This is a genomic window from Pseudomonas rhodesiae, assembly GCF_013285305.1.
GTDB lineage: Bacteria > Pseudomonadota > Gammaproteobacteria > Pseudomonadales > Pseudomonadaceae > Aquipseudomonas > Aquipseudomonas rhodesiae.
Genome location: NZ_CP054205.1, coordinates 590,401 through 616,276, shown reverse-complemented (window position 1 = coordinate 616,276; position 25,876 = coordinate 590,401). Strand labels below are relative to the sequence as shown.

Below are 25,876 nucleotides of genomic sequence, written 5' to 3'. Positions count from 1 at the left end.
TAGCCGAAAACCGCAAAATATTGTTCAAAAAAGCACCAATCCCGGTATGATCGCGCGCCCTGATACCGCCCCACCCTGGAACCCTGATGAAGCCTCAACTGATCGCCGCCGCGGAACTCGACCGTCTCGAAACCTGGCAGAAATACTCCAGCCATATGTGCGGCGGCTGCGTGTCCAGCTGCTGCACGCTGCCGGTTGAGGTGAAGATCAAGGACCTGATCCGCATTGGTATCGTCGATGAGTTCGAACGCGGCGACCCGCCGAAGAACATCGCCAAGCGGTTGCAGAAGGAAGGCATCGTCGAGCGCTACAACAACAAATCCGAGATTTTTACCCTGCAGCGCATGAGCAACAACGACTGCCTGTACCTGGATCGTAAAACCCGCTTCTGCACTATTTATGACAAACGCCCGGACACTTGCCGCAACCACCCGAAGATCGGGCCGCGGCCGGGGTATTGCGCGTATAAGCCCAAGGAAGTGGTGCGCGAGACTAACTTCAAGACCCTCGATAAGTTCTGATCCGGGTTTTGTGGGGGGCTTGAGGGCCCTATCGGGGGCAAGCCCCCTCCCACATTTTGATCTGTGAACACATTCAAAGGTGGGAGGGGGCTTGCCCCCGATGAGGCTAGAACAGCCACCCCAAAATCTGCAGGCATAAAAAAACGCCCCCGGCTTTTCGACCGGGGGCGTTTTTCATTCAGCCTGAGTTAACTCAGTTCTTGGCTTTCTTGGCAGCGCGGGTACGCTCGCCTTCGTCCAGGATCTTCTTACGCAGGCGGATCGACTTCGGCGTGACTTCGCACAGCTCGTCGTCCTGGATGAATTCCAGGGCCTGTTCCAGGGTGAAGCGAACAGGTGGAACCAGGGCGATGGTTTCGTCTTTACCCGAAGCACGCATGTTGTCGAGCTTCTTACCTTTGGTTGGGTTGACGCCCATGTCGTTGTCACGGCTGTTCAGACCAACGATCTGACCGTTGTAGATCTCTTGACCGTGTTCAACGAACAGCTTGCCGCGTGCCTGGAGGGTTTCCAGGGAGTAGGTCAGCGCCTTGCCGGTTTCAACCGAAACCAGAACACCGTTCTGACGGCCGGACATGTCGCCGGACTTCATGGTGTCGTAGCGATCGAAGATCGAGGTCAGGATGCCAGCACCGTTGGTCAGGGTCAGGAACTGGTTACGGAAACCGATCAGACCGCGAGCAGGGATGTTGTACTCCAGACGAACACGGCCTTTGCCATCCGGCACCATGTTTGTCAGGTCGCCCTTACGCAGGCCCATCTCTTCCATGACCTTGCCCTGGGATTCTTCAGGGGTGTCGATGGTGACGTTTTCGAACGGTTCCTGCTTCACGCCGTCAACCTGACGGATGATCACTTCCGGACGACCAACACCCATTTCGAAGCCTTCGCGACGCATGGTTTCGATCAGTACCGAGAGGTGCAGCTCACCACGGCCGGAGACCTTGAACTTGTCGGCCGAGTCGCCTTCTTCAACGCGCAGTGCAACGTTGTACAGCAGCTCTTTGTCCAGACGCTCCTTGATGTTACGGGAGGTCACGAACTTGCCTTCTTTACCGCAGAACGGCGAGTCGTTTACCTGGAAGGTCATGGAAACGGTTGGCTCGTCGACGGTCAACGGCTTCATCGCTTCTACGGTGTCCGGGTGGCACAGGGTGTCGGAGATGAACAGCGAGTCCATACCGCTGATGCACACGATGTCGCCGGCTGCAGCTTCTTCGACGTCGATGCGGTGCAGGCCGTGGTGACCCATCAGCTTCAGGATACGACCGTTGCGCTTCTTGCCGTCGGCGCCGATAGCCACAACCGGGGTGTTCGGCTTGACGCGACCACGAGCGATACGGCCAACGCCGATAACACCCAGGAAGCTGTTGTAGTCCAGTGCGGAGATCTGCATCTGGAACGCGCCGTCACGGTCAACAGCCGGTGCTGGTACGTTGTCGACGATCGACTGGTACAGCGGGGTCATGTCTTCGGCCATGTCGTTGTGGTCCAGACCGGCAATGCCGTTCAGGGCCGAGGCGTAGACGACTTTGAAGTCCAGCTGTTCTTCGGTGGCACCCAGGTTGTCGAACAGGTCGAAGATCTGGTCCAGAACCCAGTCCGGACGCGCGCCTGGACGGTCAACCTTGTTGATGCACACGATCGGACGCAGGCCGGCTTCGAACGCCTTCTTGGTCACGAAACGGGTTTGCGGCATAGGGCCGTCTTGAGCGTCAACCAGCAGCAGCACGGAGTCGACCATCGACATCACGCGTTCTACTTCGCCGCCGAAGTCGGCGTGGCCCGGGGTGTCCACGATGTTGATGTGGTAGCCGTTCCAGTTGATGGCGGTGTTTTTCGCCAGGATGGTAATACCGCGCTCTTTTTCCTGGTCGTTGGAGTCCATCACGCGCTCGTCGTTGAGCTCGTTGCGCTCCAGGGTGCCGGATTGACGCAGGAGTTTGTCTACCAGGGTGGTCTTACCATGGTCAACGTGAGCAATGATGGCGATGTTACGTAGATTTTCGATCACTTGTGTATCTCGATCAGAGGATTCGGTGTGCTGTCAGGTCGTGGCAGCGATTAACAGTAGAGTCAGGCCTTGCCGTTACAGCTTGACGGCAGAGTCGGGGGGCCGGTGACGCAGGCCACAGGCAAACAGCCCCGGGCTCTTAGCTCGGTCGATAAACGCGCACATTGGCATGCCCCTCACTGAGCAAATGGTGAGCATGCAGGCGACTCATGACGCCTTTGTCGCAATACAACAGGTACTGACGGCTGTTATCCAGTTCCTTGAAACGCGCGTTCAATGCATAGAACGGCAGCGTTTGTACGTCGATGCCAGGAATCTCCAGCGGCTCGTCCTCGGCGGCATCCGGGTGACGGATGTCGATGACGATCTGGCCGGCCAGGGCTTCGCTGACTTCTTCGATCTGCACATCCTGGCCCAACTCGTCGATCACGCGATCGATCGGGACCAGTTTGGCGTTCTCGAGCGCACGCTCCAGAATCGCCATGTCGAATTCTTTCTCTTCATGCTCCACGCGGTGACGCTTGGCGTGGGTCTTGGGGTTCACCGAAATGACCCCGCAGTACTCCGGCATATGTTTGGCAAAGTCGGCGGTGCCGATTTGCTCTGCCAGGTCGATGATGTCCTGCTTGTGACTGGCGATCAGCGGACGCAACACCAGTTTCTCGGTGACGCAGTCGATGATCGACAGGTTGGGCAGCGTCTGGCTGGACACCTGGGAAATCGCTTCACCGGTCACCAGCGCGTCGATCTGCAATTGATCGGCAATTCGGGACGCAGCGCGCAACATCATACGCTTCAATACTACGCCCATATGACTGTTATCGACTTTGCCGAGAATTTCTCCCAGCACTTCCTCGAACGGCACGCTCACAAATAGCACACGCTGGGAGCTGCCGTATTTCTTCCAGATATAGTGCGCGACTTCCATCACGCCCAATTCATGTGCACGCCCGCCCAGGTTAAAGAAGCAGAAGTGGCTCATCAGGCCGCGGCGCATGATCTGGTAGGCCGCCACCGTGGAATCGAAACCGCCGGACATCAATACCAGGGTCTGTTCCAGGGCGCCCAGCGGGTAGCCGCCGATGCTGTTGTGCTGGCTGTGGATCACAAACAACCGTTGGTCGCGAATTTCCATGCGCACTTCAATTTGCGGCGCTTTCAGGGAGATTCCGGCGGCGCCGCACTCGCGACGCAGCTTGCTGCCGACGTATTTTTCGACGTCCATCGAGCTGAAGGGATGCTTGCCGGCACGCTTGCAGCGCACGGAAAAAATCTTGCCTTCCAGCGAGCTGCCGTAGTGCCGTTTGCACTTCTCGGTGATGTCGTCGAAGTCGCCGAGCGGGTATTCGTCCACCTGCAGAAAATGCGCGATGCCCGGCATGCAGCTCAGGCGCTCGGTCATATCCTTCAAGGCTTTGGGGTCGGTAACACGGGTTTCCAGTTCGAGGTTGTCCCACACGCCGTTCACCACCACAGCCGGGTCCAGATCGCGGAGCACGGCACGGATGTTCTTGGCCAACTGACGGATGAAACGCGTCCGTACCGGTCGGCTTTTGATGGTGATCTCGGGGAAGACTTTAACGATTAATTTCATGGAAACAGCGCGCGCAGGGCCTGCCGAAAAAGGGGGGCGCGGATTATAGCGGAAATCGCTCAAGGTTTAACCAGTTAATATGCACCTCAAACGCCACGCACTAAAGCAGTGCGTTTAACACGAGCTGCGCCACATTGCGGTGCGCTGTTTTTGCGGTTTTGTCGCAATGCACCTTTATAGGGGCGTTTTTGGAACAGAAAACCCATGTTGGCGCACTGGCATGCAATTTGCTCTCTTGTGAGGCAGGTTGCCATGGCGGAGTATCCGCGCCGGCATCACCCACATTCTAAGGGCTAACTCCACTACCCCAGCCCGAAGCCACCCGGAGGACACTATGTCGAAGTCGGTTCAACTCATCAAAGATCATGACGTTAAATGGATTGATCTGCGCTTCACGGACACCAAAGGCACTCAGCACCACGTGACCATGCCGGCTCGCGACGCGCTGGATGAAGCTTTCTTCGAAGAAGGCAAAATGTTCGACGGTTCCTCCATTGCTGGCTGGAAAGGCATCGAAGCCTCCGACATGATCCTGATGCCGGACGACAGCACTGCCGTGCTGGACCCATTCACCGAAGAGCCGACCCTGATCCTGGTGTGCGACGTAATCGAGCCTTCGACCATGCAAGGCTACGACCGCGACCCACGTGCGATCGCCAAGCGTGCCGAGGAATACCTCAAGTCCACCGGTATCGGTGACACCGTATTCGTAGGCCCGGAGCCAGAGTTCTTCATCTTCGACGAAGTGAAGTTCAAATCCGACATCTCCGGCTCCATGTTCAAAATCTACTCCGAACAAGGTTCGTGGATGTCCGACCAGGACGTGGAAGGCGGCAACCATGGCCACCGTCCAGGTATCAAAGGTGGCTACTTCCCAGTTCCGCCATTCGACCACGACCACGAAATCCGTACCTCCATGTGCAACGCCATGGAAGACATGGGCCTGGTCATCGAAGTGCACCACCACGAAGTGGCCACTGCCGGCCAGAACGAAATCGGTGTGAAGTTCAACACCCTGGTAGCCAAGGCTGACGAAGTTCAGACCCTGAAATACTGCGTACACAACACTGCCGTAGCTTACGGCCGTACCGCTACCTTCATGCCTAAGCCTCTGTACGGCGATAACGGTTCGGGTATGCACGTTCACCTGTCCATCGCCAAAGACGGCAAGAACACCTTCGCTGGCGAAGGTTATGCCGGCCTGTCCGACACCGCCCTGTACTTCATCGGCGGCATCATCAAGCACGGTAAGGCCCTGAACGGCTTCACCAACCCTTCGACCAACTCCTACAAGCGTCTGGTCCCAGGTTTCGAAGCACCGGTAATGCTGGCCTACTCGGCTCGCAACCGTTCGGCTTCGATCCGTATTCCTTACGTGTCCAGCCCTCGCGCTCGCCGTATCGAAGCTCGCTTCCCGGATCCGGCAGCCAACCCATACCTGGGCTTTGCCGCCCTGCTGATGGCTGGCCTGGACGGCATCCAGAACAAGATCCACCCTGGCGACGCCGCCGACAAAAACTTGTATGACCTGCCGCCTGAAGAGGCCAAAGAGATCCCACAAGTGTGCGGCAGCCTGAAAGAAGCCCTGGAAGAGCTGGACAAGGGCCGTGCGTTCCTGACCAAAGGCGGCGTGTTCAGCGACGACTTTATCGATGCCTACATCGCCCTGAAAAGCGAAGAAGAAATCAAAGTACGCACCTTCGTACACCCACTGGAATACGAGCTGTACTACAGCTGCTGATCCGGTTGCGCTGCTTGACGTAGCGCGATGAAAAAGGCCTCCTTCGGGAGGTCTTTTTTTTGCCCGGAAATTACATAGCTCCGTATCTGCAAACCCAATCAAAAAGGTGGGAGGGAGCTTGCTCCCGATAGCGGTGGATCAGCTGATACAGGTGCTGGCTGACACTCTGCCATCGGGTGTAGCCCCTCCCACAAGGAGAACAGCCTTGAAACGTCGACTTGTGTTCGCTTTGTTATTGGTCAGCGCCAGCGCCAGCGCTGCGCCGCCCAGCCTGGAACCTTTACTCAACAGCATCACCGAACGCCTGGCCATCGCCGACCAGGTCGCGCTGAGCAAATGGGACAGCAAAAAGCCGGTAGAAGATAAACAGCGCGAACAGGAAGTGCTCGCCAACGTCGCCGCCCAGGCGCCCAACTACAAACTCGACCCCGCCGTTGCCGAGCAGTTTTTCGCCGCGCAGATCGAGGCCAACAAACTCGTGCAATACACGCGCTTGTCCGACTGGCAGTTCATGGGCAAGGCCCCGGATCTGCCACGCCCGGACTTGGTGGGTAAAATCCGCCCGCAGTTGGATCAGTTGCAAAAACGCCTCTTGCAGCAATTAGCCGACTTCGCCCCACAGCGCAACAACCCGCAATGCCCTCAATGGGTGGCCAGGGCGATTCACGAGCCGCTGCACGAGCCCTTGATGCAGATAGCAAGAGCCCGCGCCACTGGCGAGCTATGCCTCCAGGCACCCGCCAGCAAATAAATACGTGGACTACCTCATCCTAGGCACTTTCCGGCATCTTCCGATTGGGGGCTCACCCTAGCCTGACGGGTCATTGACCACACAGGATGGCCCCATGAACTCCCTCCACGGCTTGATCGCTGCAGCCGCGTGCTTGTCCGCGCTCGGCTGCACCACCCCACAACCGAATACGGCCCCCATCAAAACCGAGTTACTGCTGCAAAGCAGCGAGTCATGGGACGGCACGCCTTACACGGCTTACCCTTCGGGCGCTCCACAGTTGACCCTGATACGTCTCAACATCCCTGCCAATACCCAATTGCCGTGGCACTCCCATCCCATTCCCAATGCGGCGTATATCCTTTCCGGCGAACTGCTGGTCGAAGCCCGTGAGAGCGGTGCCACCCGCACATTGCGCCAAGGCGATACGCTGGCCGAAATGGTGGGCATCGAGCATCGCGGCAGTACGGGCGACACGCCGGTCGAACTGCTGGTGTTCTATGCCGGTAGCCCCGGTATACCGCTTTCGCAAACCCACTGACCGCCTTACGCAACGCAGGATCGTTTGCCACAAACGATCCTGCCTTCGCACTTGCTGAACAAACACAACCATTTCGCACTATATTGGTGCGACAAGTTGCACCCTACCCAACCCGCCAACCCATTTTGGTTCGAAACTTCACGATAAAGCTGGCAGAACGCCACAGTTTCGCGCCAAAACCCCTTATTTCAGGGCCTGCGCGCTTCTTTTCGGAGCCTTGGTTTGGTTTTTGCATTTTCTTGGTATCAGCGTGTGCCTCAAGCCCGCGCCTTGCTCCAAAAGAGGTCCTGATGACCATCAGCGATGCACTGCACCGTTTGCTACTCGACAACCTGACCACCGCGACCATCCTGCTCAATGACGATCTACGTCTTGAGTACATGAACCCGGCGGCGGAAATGCTCCTGGCCATCAGCGGCCAGCGCAGCCATGGGCAGTTCATCAGCGAATTGTTCACCGAGTCGGCCGAGGCCTTGAGTTCGTTGCGCCAGGCAGTTGAACAGGCGCATCCCTTCACCAAGCGCGAAGCGATGCTCACCGCCCTTACCGGCCAGACCCTCACCGTCGACTACGCCGTAACCCCGATCTTGAGCAACGGCGCCACCCTGCTACTGCTTGAAGTACACCCCCGCGATCGCCTGCTGCGCATTACCAAAGAGGAAGCGCAGCTGTCCAAGCAGGAAACCAGCAAGATGCTGGTGCGCGGCCTGGCCCATGAGATCAAGAACCCACTCGGCGGAATCCGTGGCGCGGCGCAGTTACTGGCCCGCGAGCTGCCGGACGAGAACCTCAAGGACTACACCAACGTCATCATCGAAGAAGCCGACCGCCTGCGTAATCTGGTGGATCGCATGCTCGGCTCCAACAAGTTGCCGTCGCTGGCGCTGACCAACGTGCACGAAGTGCTGGAGCGCGTCTGCCAACTGGTCGAAGCCGAAAGCCAGGGCTGCATCACCTTGGTGCGCGACTACGACCCAAGCATCCCCGACGTGTTGATCGACCGCGAGCAGATGATCCAGGCAGTGCTCAATATTGTGCGCAACGCCATGCAGGCCATCAGCAGTCAGAACGAACTGCGCCTGGGCCGCATCTGCCTGCGTACCCGCGCCCTGCGTCAGTTCACTATTGGTCACGTGCGCCATCGCCTGGTGACTAAAGTCGAAATCATCGACAACGGCCCGGGCATTCCTGCGGAACTGCAGGAAACCATTTTCTTTCCCATGGTCAGCGGCCGCCCGGACGGTACCGGGCTGGGCCTGTCCATCACCCAGAACATCATCAGCCAGCACCAGGGCCTGATCGAATGTGAGAGCCATCCCGGCCACACCACGTTCTCGATCTTTCTGCCACTGGAACAAGGAGCCCCATCGACATGAGCCGTAGTGAAACTGTGTGGATCGTCGATGACGACCGTTCTATCCGCTGGGTCCTGGAGAAAGCCTTGCAACAGGAAGGCATGACCACCCAGAGCTTTGACAGCGCCGACGGCGTGATGAGCCGCCTGGCGCGCCAGCAACCCGATGTGATCATCTCCGACATCCGCATGCCCGGCGCCAGCGGCCTCGACCTGTTGGCGCGGATTCGCGAGCAGCACCCGCGCCTGCCGGTGATCATCATGACCGCCCACTCCGACCTGGACAGCGCCGTGGCGTCTTATCAGGGCGGCGCGTTTGAATACCTGCCCAAGCCTTTCGATGTGGACGAGGCCGTGGCGCTGGTCAAGCGCGCCAACCAGCACGCCCAGGAACAGCAGAACCAGGAAGCGCCGCCGACACTGACGCGCACCCCGGAAATCATCGGCGAAGCGCCGGCGATGCAAGAAGTGTTTCGCGCTATCGGGCGCTTGAGTCACTCAAACATCACCGTGTTGATCAACGGCGAATCGGGTACCGGTAAAGAGCTGGTGGCTCACGCCCTGCATCGTCACAGCCCACGGGCGGCCTCGCCGTTTATCGCCTTGAACATGGCGGCAATCCCCAAGGATTTGATGGAGTCGGAACTGTTCGGCCACGAAAAAGGCGCCTTCACCGGCGCGGCCAACCTGCGTCGCGGTCGCTTCGAACAGGCCGACGGCGGCACCCTGTTCCTCGACGAGATCGGCGACATGCCGGCCGACACCCAGACCCGCTTACTGCGCGTGCTGGCCGATGGCGAGTTTTACCGCGTCGGCGGGCATACCCCGGTGAAGGTCGATGTGCGAATCATCGCCGCCACCCACCAGAACCTGGAAACCCTTGTGCACGCGGGCAAATTCCGTGAGGACTTGTTCCACCGCCTCAATGTGATCCGCATCCATATCCCACGCATGTCGGATCGTCGCGAAGACATCCCGACCCTCGCCCGCCACTTCCTCAGCCGTGCCGCCCAGGAGCTGGCCGTCGAGCCGAAGCTGCTCAAGAGCGAAACCGAGGAATACCTGAAGAACCTGCCGTGGCCCGGCAACGTGCGCCAATTGGAGAACACCTGCCGTTGGATCACGGTGATGGCGTCCGGGCGCGAAGTGCACATCAGCGACTTGCCCCCGGAGCTGCTGAGCCTGCCGCAGGACTCCGCGCCGGTGACCAACTGGGAACAGGCCTTGCGCCAGTGGGCCGACCAGGCCCTGGCACGCGGCCAGTCGAACCTGCTGGACAGCGCCGTACCGGCCTTCGAGCGGATCATGATCGAAACCGCCCTCAAGCACACCGCCGGTCGCCGCCGCGATGCCGCTGTATTGCTGGGTTGGGGGCGCAATACCTTGACGCGCAAGATCAAGGAACTGGGCATGAAGGTGGATGGCGGTGACGATGACGAGGGCGACGACGCCTGATCTCCAATCTACCGAGGTCTAATGTGCAGGGGGCTTGCCCCCGATAGCAGTAGATCAGTCACAACCTCTGTGCCTGATACACCGCCATCGGGGGCAAGCCCCCTCTCACATTTTGACCGTCACAGAGCTTCACGGTCGTGCACCGATTCAATGCACCATGAACCGGCATCGGGCACCGATACGAGCGCCTGAACACCACCACCGCTAAGCAACGCTGCTGAGTTTAAACCGCCAAAGCCCCGAATTCCGGGGCTTTGCGCTTTTCGGCATGATTTTTTGGCGAAACTTGCAAACTCTGGCACGCGCCCTGCAATAACCCTGGTACTACCCAGTTTCGGGGACCTTGGTACAGGCAGGCCGAGAATCCCCTCTTTAACACCGAAGCCTTCACGGCTTCACCCCGTTTTGGGAGCCCTGGTACAGGCAGGCCGGGAACTCCCTCTTTTATTGCCCTTGGAGATGGATCTCCAGCCGCCAGCGGCCGTCGACCTCAGCGCCTTTCCACTCTCCGCGCAACGGCCGCGCCGCCACCAGGTTCAGCAGCAAGCCACCATCGGTCTTGCGAATGCGCCAATTCACGTCCTTATCGTTGACCTTGAGCTGCCCACTGGCAGCCTTGCCCTGGGCGTCGAATAACAGCGCCACGGTGCCGTCGATATGTTCGCCGTGCAGTTGGGGCTCACTGTTGAACCACACCACCACGCCGTCCGGCGCCGTTTCGACCTGCTGCAACTCAACCGGGTCGGGAATGGTCAGGCGGCCGATCATCAGGCCCACCATCAAGCCGACAATCGCCAATGACCCCATAACCCTCGGCAATAGCTTCGGCCTTGGATCCTCTTCGGGGGTAGAATGCAGCGCATCTTTGCCTTCGGAGCCGTGCATGTTTCACGTCATCCTTTTTCAACCAGAAATTCCGCCGAATACCGGCAACGTTATCAGGCTGTGCGCCAACAGTGGCTGCCACCTGCATTTGATCGAGCCCCTGGGCTTTGACATGGACGACAAGCGTCTGCGTCGCGCGGGACTGGACTACCACGAGTACGCCACCCTCAAGCGCCATGCCGATTTGGCCAGTTGCCTGGAAAGCCTCGGCCATCCACGGCTGTTCGCGTTTACCACCAAAGGCTCGCGCCCATTTCATGATGCCCGTTTTGCCGAAGGCGACGCGTTTCTGTTCGGTCCGGAAAGCCGTGGCTTGCCCGCCGACGTGCTCGACGCCCTGCCCGACGGCCATCGCCTGCGCCTGCCGATGCGCGAGGGCTGCCGCAGCCTGAACCTGTCCAATACCGTCGCCGTGGCGGTCTATGAAGGCTGGCGCCAACTCGGTTTCAAGTAATACACAAAACAAATGTGAGAGGGGGCTTGCCCCCCGATGGCGAAGTGTCAGTCAACTTATGTGTGACTGATCCACCGCAATCGGGGGCAAGCCCCCTCCCACATTGGGTGCTGCGTCGGTTGCAGATTACTGAACCGTCGGCGCGCCTTCCTGCTGCATACGCTGCAGCTCTTGCGCGTACAGGGCATCGAAGTTCACCGGCGCCAGCATCAATGCGGGGAACGAACCACGGGTCACCAGGCTGTCCAGGGTCTCGCGAGCGTACGGGAACAGGATGTTCGGGCAGAACGCACCCAACGTGTGGCTCATGGAAGCTTCGTCCAGGCCCTGTATCAGGAAGATACCGGCCTGTTGCACTTCAGCGATAAAGGCCACTTCTTCGCCGTTCTTGACGGTAACCGACAGGGTCAGCACCACTTCGTGGAAGTCGCCTTCCAGGGCTTTCTGACGGGTGTTCAGGTCCAGGGCAACGCTTGGGGTCCACTCCTGACGGAAGATGGCCGGGCTTTTCGGCGCTTCGAAGGACAGGTCACGCACATAGATCCGTTGCAGCGAGAATTGCGGGCCTTGGGCTTCTGCTGCTTCAGTGTTCTGTTGATCAGTCATCGCAGATCCTTCTCTATCTTGGGGTCTTTAAGGGTTTGGGAGTCAGGCGGACAGCAGCGCATCGAGTTTACCGGCGCGCTCCAAAGCAAACAGGTCATCGCAACCACCGACGTGCCGGGTGCCGATCCAGATCTGCGGCACGGACGTACGCCCCGCTTTCTGGGCCATTTCGGCACGCACCTGGGGCTTGCCGTCGACCTTGATCTCTTCGAACGCAACGCCCTTCTTCTCAAGCAGGGCCTTGGCCCGCATGCAGTACGGGCACCAATCGCTGGAATATACGACGACCTGGCTCATATCACTTCACCAGCGGCAGGTTATCGGCGCGCCAGCTGCTGATGCCACCGGAGAGCTTGGCGGCGGTGAAGCCGCTCTTGAGCATCTCGCGGGCATGGGTACCGGCGTGCTGGCCCTGGGCGTCGACCAGGATGATGGTCTTGGCCTTGTGCTTTTCCAGCTCGGCCAGGCGGGCGATCAGCTTGTCCTGGGGGATGTTCAATGCGCCGACGATATGGCCGGTGGCGAAATCCTTGGCCGGGCGGATATCCACCACAACGGCCTCATCCTTGTTAACCAGTGCGGTCAGTTCCGACGTGCTCAGGCTGCGGCCACCACGGCTCATTTCATGAGCGATCAGCAGCGCCAGCAGAATGACAAAGGCACCCACGAGCAGATAATGGGCAGTGGCAAATGCAATCAGGTGATCAACCATCAAGGAGGTTCCAGGGCGTTAAAATGGCGGTAAGTATACACAGCCGCCAGGGGGGGCCAACCCCCGTAAAGCGGTGACGTGCTCGGAACTTCGCTTTAAACTGCCACTCCCTTTTCAATTGCCTTCCTTTATTAACGCCGCGAGAGGATCTATGACTACCACGCCTAAACCTTTGGTCCTGATAATTCTCGATGGCTTCGGACACAGTGAAAGCCACCACGACAACGCCGTATACGCGGCTAACAAGCCCGTCCTCGACCGCCTCACGGCCAGCGTACCCAACGGCCTGATCTCCGGTTCGGGCATGGACGTGGGCCTGCCGGACGGCCAGATGGGCAACTCGGAAGTCGGCCACATGAATCTCGGCGCCGGACGAGTGGTCTATCAGGACTTCACTCGCGTGACCAAAGCGATCCGCGATGGCGAGTTCTTCGAGAACCCGACCATCTGCGCGGCGGTGGATAAAGCAGTCGCGGCCGGCAAGGCCGTGCACTTCATGGGCCTGCTGTCCGACGGCGGCGTGCACAGCCATCAGGACCATTTGGTGGCCATGGCCGAACTGGCCTTCAAGCGCGGCGCCGAAAAGATTTACCTGCACGCCTTCCTCGACGGTCGCGACACACCGCCTAAAAGCGCGCAATCGTCCATCGAACTGCTGGATGCCACCTTCACCGCTCTGGGCAAGGGCCGCATCGCCAGTCTGATCGGCCGTTACTTCGCCATGGACCGCGACAATCGCTGGGACCGCGTCTCCCAAGCCTACAACCTGATCGTCGACGGCCAGGCCGAGTTCAACGCCGCCACCGCCCAGGAAGGTCTCGAAGCCGCCTACGCCCGCGGCGAGAGCGATGAGTTCGTCAAGGCCACCACCATCGGCGAGCCGGTCAAAGTCGAAGACGGCGATGCCGTGGTGTTCATGAACTTCCGTGCCGACCGTGCCCGCGAGCTGAGCCGCGTATTCGTTGAAGACGACTTCAAGGAATTCGAACGGGCCCGCCAGCCGAAAGTGCAATACGTCGGCCTGACCCAATACGCCGCCAGCATTCCCGCCCCCGCAGCTTTCGCGCCGGGCAGCCTGGACAACGTGCTGGGCGACTACCTGGCGAAAAACGGCAAGACCCAACTGCGTATCGCTGAAACCGAGAAATACGCTCACGTGACCTTCTTCTTCTCCGGCGGTCGTGAAGAACCGTTCCCAGGCGAAGAGCGCATCCTGATTCCATCGCCGAAAGTCGCCACCTACGACCTGCAGCCGGAAATGAGCGCACCGGAAGTCACCGACAAAATCGTCGACGCCATCGACCACCAGCGTTACGACGTGATCGTGGTCAACTACGCCAACGGGGACATGGTCGGCCATAGCGGCAACCTGGAAGCCGCAACCAAGGCGGTGGAATGCCTGGATACCTGCGTCGGCCGCATCGTCGACGCCCTGGAAAAAGTCGGCGGCGAAGCGCTGATCACGGCGGACCACGGCAACTGCGAGCAGATGTCCGACGAATCCACCGGCCAGGCTCACACCGCCCACACCACCGAGCCCGTGCCGTTCATCTACGTCGGCAAGCGCGATTTCAAAGTGCGTAAAGGCGGCGTGCTGGCGGATGTGGCACCGACCATGCTGATGCTGATGGGGCTGGAGAAGCCCAAAGAGATGACTGGCACCTCAATCCTGGTCTGATCCAAACAACAGTGTGAGAGGGCTTGCCCCTCCCACACTGGCTTATAAGTGTTTGGCAGATATCTTTTTGCCATACCACCGCCACTCGGCGCCTATCTTGTCCGCTTGCCCGAATTGGGCGTTTTTTTTGCAGCGCTTGGCGGGCATACTAGGCCGTCCCTTTCCCCTGGTGTCGCCCGCCTCTATGCTTCGCGCCTTGATTACCCTTGTTCTTGTCTGCCTGCTCCAACCGGCGTTTGCCGACGAGCGCGCACAAACCCAACAACAGTTGGACGCTACGCGTCAGGACATTGCCGAGCTGAAGAAGCTGCTTGGCAAACTCCAGGAAGAAAAATCCGGAGTGCAAAAGGACCTGCGCGGTACAGAAACCGAAATGGGCAAGCTGGAGAAGCAAGTCCAGGAGTTGCAAAAAGAACTAAAGAAGAGCGAGTCGGAACTGGAGCGACTCGACGCTGAGAAAAAAAAACTCCAGAGCGCACGCGTTGAACAGCAACGCCTGATCGCGATCCAGGCCCGCGCCGCTTACCAGAGCGGCCGCCAGGAGTACCTCAAGCTGCTGCTCAACCAGCAAAACCCGGAAAAATTCGCGCGCACCCTTACCTATTACGATTACCTGAGCAAGGCCCGTCTGGAGCAATTGAAGAGCTTCAACGAGACCCTGCGCCAGTTGGTGAACGTGGAGCAGGAAATCGCCAACCAGCAGTCTCAGCTGGAGGACCAGAAAAGCAGCCTCAATGCCCAGCGCGACGAACTGGACAAGGTTCGCAAGGAACGCCAACTGGCGCTGGCCAAGCTCAACGACGACGTAAAAGCCCGCGATGCCAAGTTGCAGGCCCGCGAGCAGGACCAGGCCGACCTGGCCAAAGTACTAAAGACCATCGAAGAGACCCTGGCCCGCCAGGCGCGCGAGGCCGAAGAAGCGCGGCAAAAAGCGCTGATCGCCCAGCAGGAAGCGGAAAAAAAGCGTCAGCGCGAAGCTGAACTGGCGGCCACCACCGACGCTCCGGCACCGCGCAAACCGGCACATACAGCGCCGGGGCCACTGGTTTCCAGCGCCGGCGAGTCCTTCGGCGGCCCCTTTGCTTCGGCGCGAGGCAAACTTCCATGGCCAGTTGATGGTCGACTATTGGCACGCTTTGGGGAAACCCGTGGCGATGACACCCGCGCCAAATGGGACGGGGTGATGATCAGCGCCGCCGCCGGCAGCCCGGTCCACGCCGTACACGGCGGGCGCGTGGTGTTTGCCGATTGGTTGCGCGGCGCCGGTTTGTTGGTGATTCTCGACCATGGCAATGGCTATTTGAGCCTTTACGGCCACAATCAGACATTACTCAAGTCGGCAGGTGATGTTGTAAAAGCCGGTGAGTCCATCTCCACTGTCGGTAACAGTGGCGGCCAGGACACCCCGGCGCTGTACTTCGCTATTCGTCAGCAGGGTCGCCCGAGCGATCCCGCACAATGGTGCAGAACCCAAGGATAAGGGTCGCATCTACATTAGGAGTTCGTTCGACATGCTGCATTTGTCCCGCCTCACTTCGCTGGCCCTGACGATCGCTCTGGTGATCGGCGCGCCTCTGGCTTTGGCCGACCAGGCCGCTCCGGCTGCACCCGCCGCCACCGCCGCGACCACCAAGGCGCCGTTGCCGCTGGATGAGCTGCGCACGTTCGCCGAGGTCATGGACCGGATCAAGGCAGCCTATGTCGAACCCGTGGACGACAAGACCCTGCTGGAAAATGCCATCAAGGGCATGCTCAGCAACCTCGACCCACATTCCGCCTACCTGGGCCCGGAAGATTTCGCCGAGCTGCAGGAGAGCACCAGCGGTGAATTCGGTGGCCTGGGCATCGAGGTCGGCTCCGAAGACGGCAATATCAAAGTGGTCTCGCCGATCGACGACACCCCTGCTTCCAAGGCCGGCATCCAGGCTGGCGACTTTATCGTCAAGATCAACGGTCAGCCGACCCGCGGCCAGAGCATGACCGAAGCCGTCGACAAGATGCGCGGCAAGATCGGCCAGAAAATCACCCTGACCCTGGTGCGCGACGGCGGTAACCCGTTCGACGTGACGCTGACCCGCGCGACCATCACGGTCAAGAGCGTGAAGAGCCAGTTGCTGGAGTCGGGCTACGGCTACATCCGCATCACCCAGTTCCAAGTCAAGACCGGCGACGAAGTAGCCAAGGCCCTGGCCAAGCTGCGCAAGGACAACGGCAAGAAACTCAACGGCATTGTGCTCGACCTGCGCAACAACCCAGGCGGCGTCTTGCAGTCGGCGGTGGAAGTGGTGGACCACTTCATCACCAAAGGGTTGATCGTGTACACCAAGGGCCGTATCGCCAACTCCGAGCTGCGCTTCTCGGCCACCGGTAACGACCTCAGCGAGAACGTGCCATTGGCCGTACTGATCAACGGCGGCAGTGCCTCGGCCTCGGAGATCGTCGCCGGCGCTCTGCAAGACCAGAAACGCGGCGTACTGATGGGCACCACCAGCTTCGGCAAAGGCTCGGTACAGACCGTGCTGCCGCTGAACAATGAGCGCGCCCTGAAGATCACCACCGCGCTGTACTACACGCCGAACGGCCGTTCGATCCAGGCCCAGGGCATCGTGCCGGACATCGAAGTGCGCAAAGCCAAGATCACCAACGAGATCGACAGCGAGTATTACAAAGAGGCCGACCTGCAAGGTCACCTGGGCAATGGCAACGGCGGCGCCGATCAGCCGACCGGCAGCGGCGCCAAAGCCAAGCCGATGCCCCAGGACGATGATTACCAACTGGCCCAGGCGCTGAGCCTGCTCAAGGGCTTGAGCATCACGCGCAGCCGTTGATATGCGTTTTGCCCTGATCATCGCCGTGCTGTGCAGCCTGGCAGGCGTCGCCCATGCGACGCCTGCCAGCGAGACACACAAAGCCTACCTGACCCTCATCATCGACGACCTCGGGCAAAACCTGCCCAGGGATCGTCGCGTGCTGGCCCTACCCGGCCCGGTAACCACCGCGATCATGCCCGACACGCCCCACGCCGCCGAATTTGCCCGCGAAGCGCACAAGGCCGGCAAGATCGTGATCCTGCACATGCCCATGGACCCGGCCACGGGCCCGTTCGCCTGGCACCCGGAGCTACCGATCGAAGAACTCGGCAAACGCTTGGAGGCTGCGTTCGACGCTGTGCCGTTTACCGCTGGCATCAATAACCACATGGGCAGCCGCATGACCGCCCAACCGCAGGCCATGGCCTGGTTGATGGGTGAATTGCAACGGCGCCACAAGTTCTTCGTCGACAGTCGCACCAGCGCACAAACCGTGGCCGCCGCCGAAGCACAGAAAATCGGCCTGGCCAGTGTCTCGCGGGATGTGTTTCTCGACGACGAACGCACCGAAGCGGCCATCACCACGCAGTTGCAAACCGCGATCAAGCTCGCTCACAAACAGGGCTCAGCGGTGATGATCGGCCACCCTTATCCACAGACACTGGCGGTGCTGGAACGTGAGCTGCCCAAGCTCAAGGCTCAGGGCGTCGAGTGGATCGATATCAAGTCGATGATCAGCGTGCGTAGCAACCGTGCGATGGCAGGCCACGGTCGAGACGGCACTTACCGGCCGGCCCCTAGATAACTACAGCTCGTCGCGCTTCCCGGTCCTGAATAGTGAACCCTCCGTTCACTCTTCAAGGGCATTTCATGAACACCATCAGCGTGGTTATTTCGGGGCTGCTGCTCGGTAGCCTCAGCGGCTTGCTGTATGCCGCACCCAAGGATTTCGGCGAAGGCTTGGTCAACCACCACTCAGCCCGCTTGCTGAGCAATGCACAGCATCAGCACGATCATTGGAGCGGCGTGGGTCGCATCAGAAACGAAAACCAAACCCTCTGCACCGCCAGCCTACTGGACACTCGCAGCGCCGAAGGCATATCCGGGCCGGCCTATGTGCTGACCAGCAGCCACTGCCTGCATCGCCTCAACGGCGCCGTGCAGCGGGATCTGCCGATCAAGGGCAGTATCAGCTTCAATTACTTTGACGACACCCTCGAAACCATCAAGACCTTCCCCCTCAAAACCTTGAAATGGGGCAGCAGCCAAGGTGTGGACTTGGCGATCATTGAGTTGCAGGCGTCACTGGCCGATTTAATTAAAGCCGGCATCACCCCGCTGAAGCTGGCCAGCCAAGTCCCGGCTACGGGGGATGACATTCTCGCCTTGGCTGCGCCGGAATGGGACACCTTGCATCTATCCGCTTGCAGTCAACAGGTCTCACAGGAATTGGTGGAGCAACCGTTCGTATGGCGCGTCACCATGAAGAACCAATGCAAGAACATCGGCCTCGGCGGTTTCGGCGGGCCCTTGCTCGACCGCGCCACCAATACCCTGTTCGGCGTCCTCAGCACCAGCACCGCCGGCCAGCCCGAGGAGCGCAAATGCCAACGCGACGCCCCCTGTGAAATCCAGAATGGCATGCCCCTCTGGCACCCGGATACCAACTACGGCAGCCCGGTGACCTTTCTGAGTGCGTGTTTCGTCGATGGCATGCTCAAGGCCGACGACGAACACTGCGAGCTATACCCGACCACGTCCATTACGTTCAGGAACCCTGAGCCTATCCAGCAATACTTCCTGAAAAGAACCGGCAGCCGACAGCAGAACATCGTGCCGCGGTGGAACCTGGCGTTCACCGTCAACACACCGTTCTATCGATACAAAACCACTCGCCGCGCGATTGATTGCGAAAATCCGGTGTCCTACAGCGCGCCCATCAGCGCGGCAGACGCCTTTGTGAAGGATCCCATCGGACCGCAAACCGGCATGCACATGTTGTGTATCGTCGGTGTGAGTTCCGCCGATCAGCGGACCACCCATGGCATGATGAGAAACGCCCTGACCCTGGCGGTAGAACTAGCCGAACCTGGACCGGCACGCACACCCAACCTGACAATTAGCTTGGATAAACAAGGTTCGGCGGCCTACACGGTTATCTGGAACCTGGCCCCTCCCTTTATGAGTCGCTACACCTACAAATATGGTCCGGCCGCCACCACCGATTGTCTGCGGCCTGTTGATTACCACAACATCCCTGAACCCGTTCCGGCTGAAGACGATGACATCATCGATCTGTTCTACGCCCCCAATGACGCTTCCGATGGTTCTCAGGAAAAGTACGCTCAGCTCATCAATGCCTGGAGCACGCCGTACAAGATCTGCACCTATGCGTTTGACCAGGCGGATCAGCCGTCGACCCTGCGCGTGGACCTGCTCAAGCCACGCTAATCACCCAACCACAAAACGGGTAAGGCAATCTCCAAGTGGAACAACAAAGGCCAACACCGCAGGCAGGTGTAGCTAGAGGTAACGCCCCATGATCTCGCTGACCACGCCGTCTTTGCGCAACTGATCCAGTGCAGCTTGCAGCTTGGCGACGACGTCATCGGGCACGTTTTTATTCAAGGCCAGGTACAGCTGGGCACTGTTAAAACGCAGCACTGTCTTGAGCCCTGTCACCCCCACCTGACGCGCCAGGTAGCGCCCGGCCGGATCACCGGTGGCCCACAGGTCGATCTGGCCCTCCAGCAGTTTTTGCGCATTGTCTTGATCCCGTAGCACCACTACGGGGTTGAGACCTTGCTTCTCCAGGGTCTCGGCAATGGCATCGCCTTTGTAGGCACCGATCTTGTAGCGCCGAGCCTGCCCCAGTTCGTCCAGCTGAATCTTGCTGTCTGCCTTTGCCAGCAGCACCCAGTCATCCGGGCCGATGGGGCCGACCCATTTGAACAGCGCTTCGCGGTCCGGCAGACGCGCCATCACGAACACACCGTAACCAGGATTTTCCAGGGCGAGTTTATAGATCCGCTCCCAAGGAAAACGCAGGGTGAGGTTGTAGGAAATGCCCGCGCGTTTGAAGGTCTCGCGCACGATGTCCACGGCGATACCTTCGATGTTCTCGTCCTTGGCGAAGTTCTTGCCGTTTTTCGCCATGTTGTAAGGCGGGAAATTCTCCGTGAGCAGCACCAGGGAGGTGCCAGGCGCCTCTTCGGCGTAGGCCGGACCGACCAACAGGGCGCAAGTACTGGCGAGGGTGAGCAGCAGGTGTTTGAACATGAAGGTTACCGAAATCCATGGCAAGCGCAGAGAGTGCCGCGCGCCTGCCATGGTGTCCAGCAACGTTTAGCGAACGACGATACCGCGTGCCGCCATGTAGGCCTTGGCCTCAGGGACGGTGTATTCGCCGAAGTGGAAAATACTCGCCGCCAGCACCGCGCTGGCGTGGCCTTCGATGACGCCATCGGCCAGGTGCTGCAGGTTGCCAACGCCGCCGGAGGCGATCACCGGAATACCCAGCGCATCGCTGATGGCACGGGTCACGCCCAGGTCGAAGCCGTTTTTCATGCCGTCCTGATCCATGCTGGTCAACAGGATTTCACCGGCGCCCAGGCCTTCCATTTTCATCGCCCACTCCACCGCGTCCAGCCCGGTGGGCTTGCGGCCGCCGTGGGTGAAGATCTCCCAGCGCGGGGTTTCGCCCGGGCCGGAAACTTTCTTGGCGTCGATGGCCACCACGATGCATTGCGAGCCGAAGTGCTGCGCGGCTTCGCCGACGAATTCCGGGTTGAACACCGCCGCGGTATTGATCGACACCTTGTCCGCGCCGGCATTGAGCAGGTTGCGGATGTCTTGCACGGTGCGCACGCCGCCGCCCACGGTCAGCGGGATAAACACCTGGCTGGCCATGCGTTCGACGGTGTGCAGGGTGGTGTCGCGGCCGTCGACGCTGGCGGTGATATCGAGAAAAGTAATCTCGTCGGCACCTTGCTCATCGTAGCGACGGGCGATTTCCACCGGGTCGCCGGCGTCACGGATGTTCTCGAACTTGACGCCCTTGACCACGCGACCGTTGTCGACGTCCAGGCAAGGGATGATGCGCTTGGCTAAAGCCATGGGCTTATCTCCGATAAGAGTTGCAAGCTTTGAGCTATAAGCTGCAAGTAGAAGCAGATCTGCTTTTACTTGCAGCTTGCAGCTTACGACTTGGAGCTGGCCGCGTAGCCATCACAAAAAGCTTGAGCTTCAGCCACGTCCAGCGTGCCCTCATAGATCGCACGGCCGGTAATCGCGCCGATGATGCCGGGGGCCTTGGCGTCCAGCAGCGACTTGATATCGCCCAGGTTGTGAATGCCGCCCGAAGCGATCACCGGGATGCGCGTGGCCGCAGCCAATGCGGCGGTGAACGGCACGTTGCAGCCCTGCATCATGCCGTCTTTGGCGATGTCGGTGTAGACGATGGCGGATACGCCGTCGGCTTCAAACTGCTTGGCCAGGTCGATCACCTGCACGGTGCTGATTTCCGCCCAGCCGTCGGTGGCGACGAAACCGTCCTTGGCATCCAGGCCCACGATCACTTTGCCGGGAAACGCGCGGCAGGCTTCGGCAACGAAGGCCGGGTCTTTCACGGCCTTGGTGCCGATGATCACGTAGCTCACGCCGGCTTTGACGTAATGCTCGATGGTTTCCAGGGAGCGGATGCCGCCGCCAATCTGGATCGGCAGGTTCGGGTAGCGCTTGGCGATCGCGGTAACCACTTCACCATTGACCGGCTGGCCCTCGAAGGCGCCATTCAGGTCCACCAGATGCAGACGACGGCAGCCCCCTTCCACCCATTTGGCAGCCATGCTGACCGGGTCATCGGAGAACACGGTGGAGTCTTCCATACGGCCTTGACGCAGACGTACGCAGGCGCCGTCCTTGAGATCGATAGCGGGGATAATTAGCATGCTTTTCCTTCGTCAAAGAGCTGCAAGCTGCAAGCTATAAGCTGCAAGCAAGCACGCGTATCAATTCTTGCAGCCTGGGCTTGAAGCTTTCAGCTGCTCTTTTCAAGCGACCACAGGTCGCTTTCGATGCTTTCGAACCTTTCTTTAAGGAGCGTCTGCGTATCGAAAATCGCCCTGTTGTAATAGTGCGGTGCCACTTCGTTAGTGAACAACTCAAGGATCTCGGCGACCTCGAACGAGCCCAACTTGAGCTCGAAGCGATCCTCCATGAAGCGCTTGATCTTGACGGTAGCCTCACTCTCCTGCTCGGGAGTGAGGGTCAAGATCGGCGGCTTCGGCTTCCTGGCCATTTACCAGCGTCCATCCCAGGCGGCGAAGTTCTGCAGCAATTGCAGGCCATGGGTATGGCTTTTCTCCGGGTGGAACTGCACGGCAAAACGCGAGCCTTCGGCCAGCGCCGCGGCGAAGTCGACGCCGTAGTGCCCGCCACCCACTACCTGACGCGGGTTACCGGCGGCAATGTAGTAGCTATGCACGAAGTAAAAGCGCGCCATGTCGGGGATGTCGTGCCACAGCGGATGGTCCACGGTCTGGCTGACTTGGTTCCAGCCCATGTGCGGGACCTTGAGATGGGCACCGTCTTCATGCAGGTCTTTGCCGAAGAACTTCACCTGGCCAGGAAACAGACCGATGCAGTCGACGCCGTCGTTCTCTTCGCTGCGTTCGAGCAAGGCTTGCATGCCCACACAGATGCCGAGGAACGGCCGGTCCTGGCTGACTTCGCGCACCAGGCTGTCAAAGCCCAGGCGACGGATCTCGGCCATGCAATCGCGAATCGCACCGACGCCGGGGAACACCACCCGGTCGGCCTCGCGAATAACTTTGGCATCGCTGGTGATCAGCACCTTGCCGGCCCCTACATGTTCGAGGGCCTTGGCCACCGAGTGCAGGTTACCCATGCCGTAATCGATAACCGCGACCGTCTGCATTACAGAACGCCCTTGGTCGATGGCATTTGCCCAGCCATGCGCTCGTCCAGCTCCACGGCCATGCGCAGCGCGCGGCCGAAGGCCTTGAACACGGTTTCGATCTGGTGGTGGGTGTTGGTGCCGCGCAGGTTGTCGATGTGCAGGCTGACCAGGGCGTGGTTGACGAAACCCTGGAAGAATTCCTGGAACAGGTCGACGTCGAAGCCACCTACGGTGGCGCGGGTGTAGGGCACGTGCATCTGCAGGCCCGGGCGGCCGGAGAAGTCGATGACCACGCGCGACAGCGCTTCGTCCAGCGGCACATAGGCATGGCCGTAGCGACGGATACCTTTCTTATCGCCGATGGCCTTGGCAAACGCCTGGCCGAGGGTGATGCCGACGTCTTCCACGGTGTGGTGGTCGTCGATGTGCAGGTCGCCCTTGCAGACGATATCCAGGTCGATCAGCCCGTGACGGGCGATCTGGTCCAGCATGTGCTCAAGAAAAGGTACACCGATATCAAATCGGGCCTTTCCGGTGCCATCCAGGTTGATCGAGGCTTTGATCTGGGTTTCCAGAGTGTCGCGCTCGACGGACGCCATACGTTCGGCCATCACCAGCTCCGCAAAATCATTGGGCGAAAAAGGCAGCCATTATAGGGGCGCGGGCGCTAAACAGAAACATCGAAGGGGATAAGACTGATGGAGTGTCTGTGTTAGACATGTGCAGACAAGCGGGCGCCCCAGAATGGGGCGCTGAAGGAATATCTTCTGATGGGAATGTGGGAGCTGGCTGCCTGCGATGCAACTACCTGGGGTCATTCAACTGACCGCAGTGATGCCATCGCGGGCGAGCCCGGCTCCCACAGGAACCGAGCCCCCTCATAAAGGTGTCAGTGGAACAGTACTGCGGTCTTCTGCAGGGTCACCCACACACCCCACGCCAGCGGAATACCTACCACCAGCCACGCAGCGATAGCCAATGGCTTGCTACCGGCAGACGCCTTCCACTCCAGGGAAGTGCTGGCATCAGCACCTTTGTCATGGCCCAGCGCCTGTTCGGCGGCCAGTTCGGCGTCGGTCATGAAGTACTTGTCGGCCACCGGACGCACCAGCAGGTTGCAGATAAAGCCCAGAACCAGCAGGCCGGCGAGAATGTACAAGGTGATGTCATAGGCCGCGGCGCGCTCGACGCCGATGCTCAGTTGATATTCACGCAGGTAGTTCACCAGCACCGGGCCGAGCACACCGGCCGCCGCCCAGGCGGTCAGCAGACGACCGTGGATCGCGCCGACCATTTGGGTGCCGAACAAGTCGGCCAGATATGCCGGCACGGTGGCAAAACCACCGCCGTACATCGATAGGATGATGCAGAACGCCGCCACGAACAGCGATACGTTGCCCAGATGCCCCAGGTTCGGGATCAGCGCGTACAGGGCGAAACCCAGAGCGAAGAACACGAAGTAGGTGTTTTTACGGCCCAGGTAGTCGGAAAACGACGCCCAGAAGAACCGGCCACCAATGTTGAACAGGCTCAACAGACCGGTGAAGCCCGCAGCGATGGCCGCGATGGACGCCAGTTGCCCGGCATCCAGCTGACCGAAGGGCACATCCACGCCCAGCAGCTTGCCGCCGAACACTTCCTGCAGCAGCGGCGATGCCATGCCGAGGATGCCGATACCTGCCGAAACGTTCAGGCACAGCACCAGCCACACCAGACGAAATTGCGGGGTCTTCCACGCCACGTTCACGTGTACGTGACGGTGGGTGATCATCGCGTTGCTGGCTTTTTTCGCCGGCGCGGTCCAGCCCTCAGGCTTCCAACCGGTCGGCGGAACGCGGTAGGACAGCGCGCCACCGATCATGAACACGAAATAGATCGCAGCCATCACCAGGAAGCTTTGCCAAACGCCCACGCTGGTGGGCGAAGCGAAATGGCCCATCAGTGCCGCAGCCAGCGGCGCACCGACCATCGCGCCGCCGCCGAAGCCCATGATCGCCATGCCGGTGGCCATGCCGCGCTTGTCCGGGAACCACTTAATCAAGGTCGAGACGGGCGAAATATACCCCAGGCCCAGGCCGATACCGCCGATGACGCCGGAACCGATCCACATCAACCAGATCTGGTGGGTATAAATCCCCAACGCCGAGATCAGCAGGCCGCCGCACCAGCACAGCGCCGATACCACACCAGCCTTGCGCGGTCCGGCGTGCTCAAGCCAGCCGCCCCAGATCGCTGCCGAGCAGCCCAGGAAGATAAAGAACAGGGTGTAGATCCAGCCCAGCATCGAGATAGGCCAGTCGCATTGGGACGAGAAGACTTGGGCGATGAAGCTCATGTCCGGCGCGCAGGCAACCGGTGCGGTGATACCCAGCGCCTTGGACAGCGGCAACCAGAACACCGAGAAACCGTAGGCCATGCCGATGCACAGGTGAATGGCCAGGGCGGCCGGCGGAACCAGCCAGCGGTTGAACCCGGGCTTGGCGATAATGCGCTCCTTGGACAGGAACGCGGGCTGTGCGGCTGTAGAAGCGGCCGCAGTGCGAGTGCTCATTAGTGTTTCCCCCAGTTATTGGTATGCGTCCGTCAGGCGCGCTTCCCCCATCGGCCTTGCACGCAAAGCGTGGCCGTTTTATTGAGTGAAACTCCATTTTGGCGCGACGATACGTCGCAGAAGGCAGACGAACGCGCAGAGATTAGCATCTAAAAGCGCGAGAAAAACCAAAATGCCATCACCTTTTTAAGGAATTTCGGTTTGTTTGACGTCAAAAACCTGTTCTTGCAGCCATGGATACAATGTAACGATCGATGAACTGACGCAGGCCGTCGGGCGTTATACTCTTCGGCTAATTTTTGAAATCGAC

General features: G+C 59.8%; 25 protein-coding genes. 12 read left to right on the top strand and 13 right to left on the bottom strand.

Translation table 11 applies throughout. The features are described 5' to 3' along the window. Window positions 1–86 precede the first annotated feature (86 nt). On the top strand, window positions 87–521 hold the full coding sequence (locus tag HRH33_RS02660; RefSeq protein ID WP_034095454.1) for a YkgJ family cysteine cluster protein: 435 nt from the start codon (window positions 87–89) through the stop codon (window positions 519–521). Window positions 522–714: 193 nt separating this feature from the next. Here the strand turns inward: HRH33_RS02660 and typA are convergent, their stop codons facing one another. Together typA and thiI are read right to left on the bottom strand one after the other, a co-directional pair. Then, window positions 715–2,535, bottom strand: coding sequence for a translational GTPase TypA (gene typA / locus HRH33_RS02655; RefSeq protein WP_016972267.1), 1,821 nt, complete (start codon window positions 2,533–2,535; stop codon window positions 715–717). Window positions 2,536–2,674: 139 nt separating this feature from the next. Then, on the bottom strand, window positions 2,675–4,129 hold the full coding sequence (gene thiI / locus HRH33_RS02650) for a tRNA uracil 4-sulfurtransferase ThiI (protein ID WP_034095453.1): 1,455 nt from the start codon (window positions 4,127–4,129) through the stop codon (window positions 2,675–2,677). Window positions 4,130–4,463: 334 nt separating this feature from the next. Between thiI and glnA the strand changes: the two genes are divergently transcribed. From glnA to ntrC, 5 genes are all read left to right on the top strand, one after another. Beyond that, window positions 4,464–5,870: a type I glutamate--ammonia ligase gene (gene glnA / locus HRH33_RS02645; RefSeq protein ID WP_034136542.1), complete on the top strand. Its 1,407-nt coding sequence runs from the start codon at window positions 4,464–4,466 to the stop codon at window positions 5,868–5,870. Between the two features lie 205 nt (window positions 5,871–6,075). Next, window positions 6,076–6,621: a chorismate mutase gene (locus HRH33_RS02640; RefSeq protein WP_167416726.1), complete on the top strand. Its 546-nt coding sequence runs from the start codon at window positions 6,076–6,078 to the stop codon at window positions 6,619–6,621. 94 nt (window positions 6,622–6,715) lie between these two features. Then, the gene (locus HRH33_RS02635; RefSeq protein WP_123479625.1) at window positions 6,716–7,141 is read left to right on the top strand and encodes a cupin domain-containing protein; all 426 of its coding nucleotides are present in this window, start codon (window positions 6,716–6,718) and stop codon (window positions 7,139–7,141) included. 290 nt (window positions 7,142–7,431) lie between these two features. Further along, a complete protein-coding gene (glnL, locus tag HRH33_RS02630) occupies window positions 7,432–8,517 on the top strand; it encodes a nitrogen regulation protein NR(II) (protein ID WP_034095449.1) in 1,086 nt (361 codons plus the stop codon). After that, on the top strand, window positions 8,514–9,950 hold the full coding sequence (gene ntrC, locus HRH33_RS02625) for a nitrogen regulation protein NR(I) (RefSeq protein ID WP_034095448.1): 1,437 nt from the start codon (window positions 8,514–8,516) through the stop codon (window positions 9,948–9,950). Before glnL ends, ntrC begins: the two co-directional genes overlap by 4 nt. Window positions 9,951–10,394: 444 nt before the next feature. Here the strand turns inward: ntrC and HRH33_RS02620 are convergent, their stop codons facing one another. After that, the gene (locus HRH33_RS02620) at window positions 10,395–10,835 is read right to left on the bottom strand and encodes a hypothetical protein (protein ID WP_034095447.1); all 441 of its coding nucleotides are present in this window, start codon (window positions 10,833–10,835) and stop codon (window positions 10,395–10,397) included. On the opposite strand from HRH33_RS02620, the gene HRH33_RS02615 reads away from it, so the two are divergent. Next, on the top strand, window positions 10,834–11,289 hold the full coding sequence (locus tag HRH33_RS02615) for a tRNA (cytidine(34)-2'-O)-methyltransferase (protein WP_167416725.1): 456 nt from the start codon (window positions 10,834–10,836) through the stop codon (window positions 11,287–11,289). The genes HRH33_RS02620 and HRH33_RS02615 overlap by 2 nt on opposite strands. Before the next feature lie 126 nt (window positions 11,290–11,415). Here the strand turns inward: HRH33_RS02615 and secB are convergent, their stop codons facing one another. From secB to HRH33_RS02600, 3 genes are read right to left on the bottom strand one after another with little or no spacing between them, the layout of a single operon-like run. Further along, a complete protein-coding gene (gene secB / locus HRH33_RS02610; protein WP_014716520.1) occupies window positions 11,416–11,895 on the bottom strand; it encodes a protein-export chaperone SecB in 480 nt (159 codons plus the stop codon). A gap of 42 nt (window positions 11,896–11,937) precedes the next feature. Continuing rightward, complete coding sequence (grxC, locus tag HRH33_RS02605; RefSeq protein ID WP_094065191.1) at window positions 11,938–12,192, bottom strand: glutaredoxin 3; 255 nt, start codon at window positions 12,190–12,192, stop codon at window positions 11,938–11,940. 1 nt (window position 12,193) lies between these two features. Beyond that, window positions 12,194–12,607, bottom strand: coding sequence for a rhodanese-like domain-containing protein (locus HRH33_RS02600; protein ID WP_034095444.1), 414 nt, complete (start codon window positions 12,605–12,607; stop codon window positions 12,194–12,196). A 151-nt stretch (window positions 12,608–12,758) separates the two neighbouring features. Here HRH33_RS02600 and gpmI point away from each other — a divergent pair, with 151 nt between their 5' ends. The 5 genes from gpmI (at window position 12,759) to HRH33_RS02575 (ending at window position 19,546) form a co-directional block, all read left to right on the top strand. Then, the gene (gene gpmI / locus HRH33_RS02595) at window positions 12,759–14,285 is read left to right on the top strand and encodes a 2,3-bisphosphoglycerate-independent phosphoglycerate mutase (RefSeq protein WP_034136536.1); all 1,527 of its coding nucleotides are present in this window, start codon (window positions 12,759–12,761) and stop codon (window positions 14,283–14,285) included. Window positions 14,286–14,469: 184 nt separating this feature from the next. Continuing rightward, entirely contained in the window at window positions 14,470–15,765 is a 1,296-nt protein-coding gene (locus HRH33_RS02590; RefSeq protein WP_034095442.1) for a murein hydrolase activator EnvC family protein, read from the top strand. Window positions 15,766–15,796: 31 nt separating this feature from the next. Continuing rightward, entirely contained in the window at window positions 15,797–17,113 is a 1,317-nt protein-coding gene (locus HRH33_RS02585; protein WP_034095441.1) for a S41 family peptidase, read from the top strand. Window position 17,114: 1 nt separating this feature from the next. Beyond that, window positions 17,115–17,900, top strand: a complete 786-nt coding sequence (locus HRH33_RS02580) for a divergent polysaccharide deacetylase family protein (RefSeq protein ID WP_034136534.1) — start codon at window positions 17,115–17,117, stop codon at window positions 17,898–17,900. Between the two features lie 65 nt (window positions 17,901–17,965). Beyond that, window positions 17,966–19,546 carry a trypsin-like peptidase domain-containing protein gene (locus tag HRH33_RS02575; protein WP_167416724.1) on the top strand — a complete coding sequence of 527 codons (1,581 nt, stop codon included), beginning with the start codon at window positions 17,966–17,968 and terminating at the stop codon, window positions 19,544–19,546. A gap of 72 nt (window positions 19,547–19,618) precedes the next feature. Here the strand turns inward: HRH33_RS02575 and HRH33_RS02570 are convergent, their stop codons facing one another. The 7 genes from HRH33_RS02570 to HRH33_RS02540 all read right to left on the bottom strand — a co-directional run bounded on the left by HRH33_RS02570 (window position 19,619) and on the right by HRH33_RS02540 (window position 25,566). Further along, entirely contained in the window at window positions 19,619–20,374 is a 756-nt protein-coding gene (locus HRH33_RS02570) for a substrate-binding periplasmic protein (RefSeq protein ID WP_167416723.1), read from the bottom strand. 66 nt (window positions 20,375–20,440) lie between these two features. Further along, window positions 20,441–21,211, bottom strand: coding sequence for an imidazole glycerol phosphate synthase subunit HisF (gene hisF / locus HRH33_RS02565; protein WP_003171107.1), 771 nt, complete (start codon window positions 21,209–21,211; stop codon window positions 20,441–20,443). Window positions 21,212–21,294: 83 nt separating this feature from the next. Beyond that, window positions 21,295–22,044 carry a 1-(5-phosphoribosyl)-5-[(5-phosphoribosylamino)methylideneamino]imidazole-4-carboxamide isomerase gene (gene hisA, locus HRH33_RS02560; protein ID WP_020299544.1) on the bottom strand — a complete coding sequence of 250 codons (750 nt, stop codon included), beginning with the start codon at window positions 22,042–22,044 and terminating at the stop codon, window positions 21,295–21,297. 89 nt (window positions 22,045–22,133) lie between these two features. Next, window positions 22,134–22,394 (bottom strand): DUF2164 domain-containing protein, encoded by a 261-nt coding sequence (locus HRH33_RS02555; RefSeq protein WP_034136530.1) that lies wholly within the window; start codon window positions 22,392–22,394, stop codon window positions 22,134–22,136. Next, window positions 22,395–23,033, bottom strand: a complete 639-nt coding sequence (hisH, locus tag HRH33_RS02550) for an imidazole glycerol phosphate synthase subunit HisH (RefSeq protein ID WP_034095435.1) — start codon at window positions 23,031–23,033, stop codon at window positions 22,395–22,397. After that, window positions 23,033–23,626, bottom strand: a complete 594-nt coding sequence (gene hisB / locus HRH33_RS02545) for an imidazoleglycerol-phosphate dehydratase HisB (RefSeq protein ID WP_034095434.1) — start codon at window positions 23,624–23,626, stop codon at window positions 23,033–23,035. The genes hisH and hisB overlap by 1 nt, the downstream gene beginning before the upstream one ends. A gap of 278 nt (window positions 23,627–23,904) precedes the next feature. Further along, window positions 23,905–25,566, bottom strand: coding sequence for an OFA family MFS transporter (locus tag HRH33_RS02540; RefSeq protein ID WP_034095433.1), 1,662 nt, complete (start codon window positions 25,564–25,566; stop codon window positions 23,905–23,907). Between the last annotated feature and the right edge of the window lie 310 nt (window positions 25,567–25,876).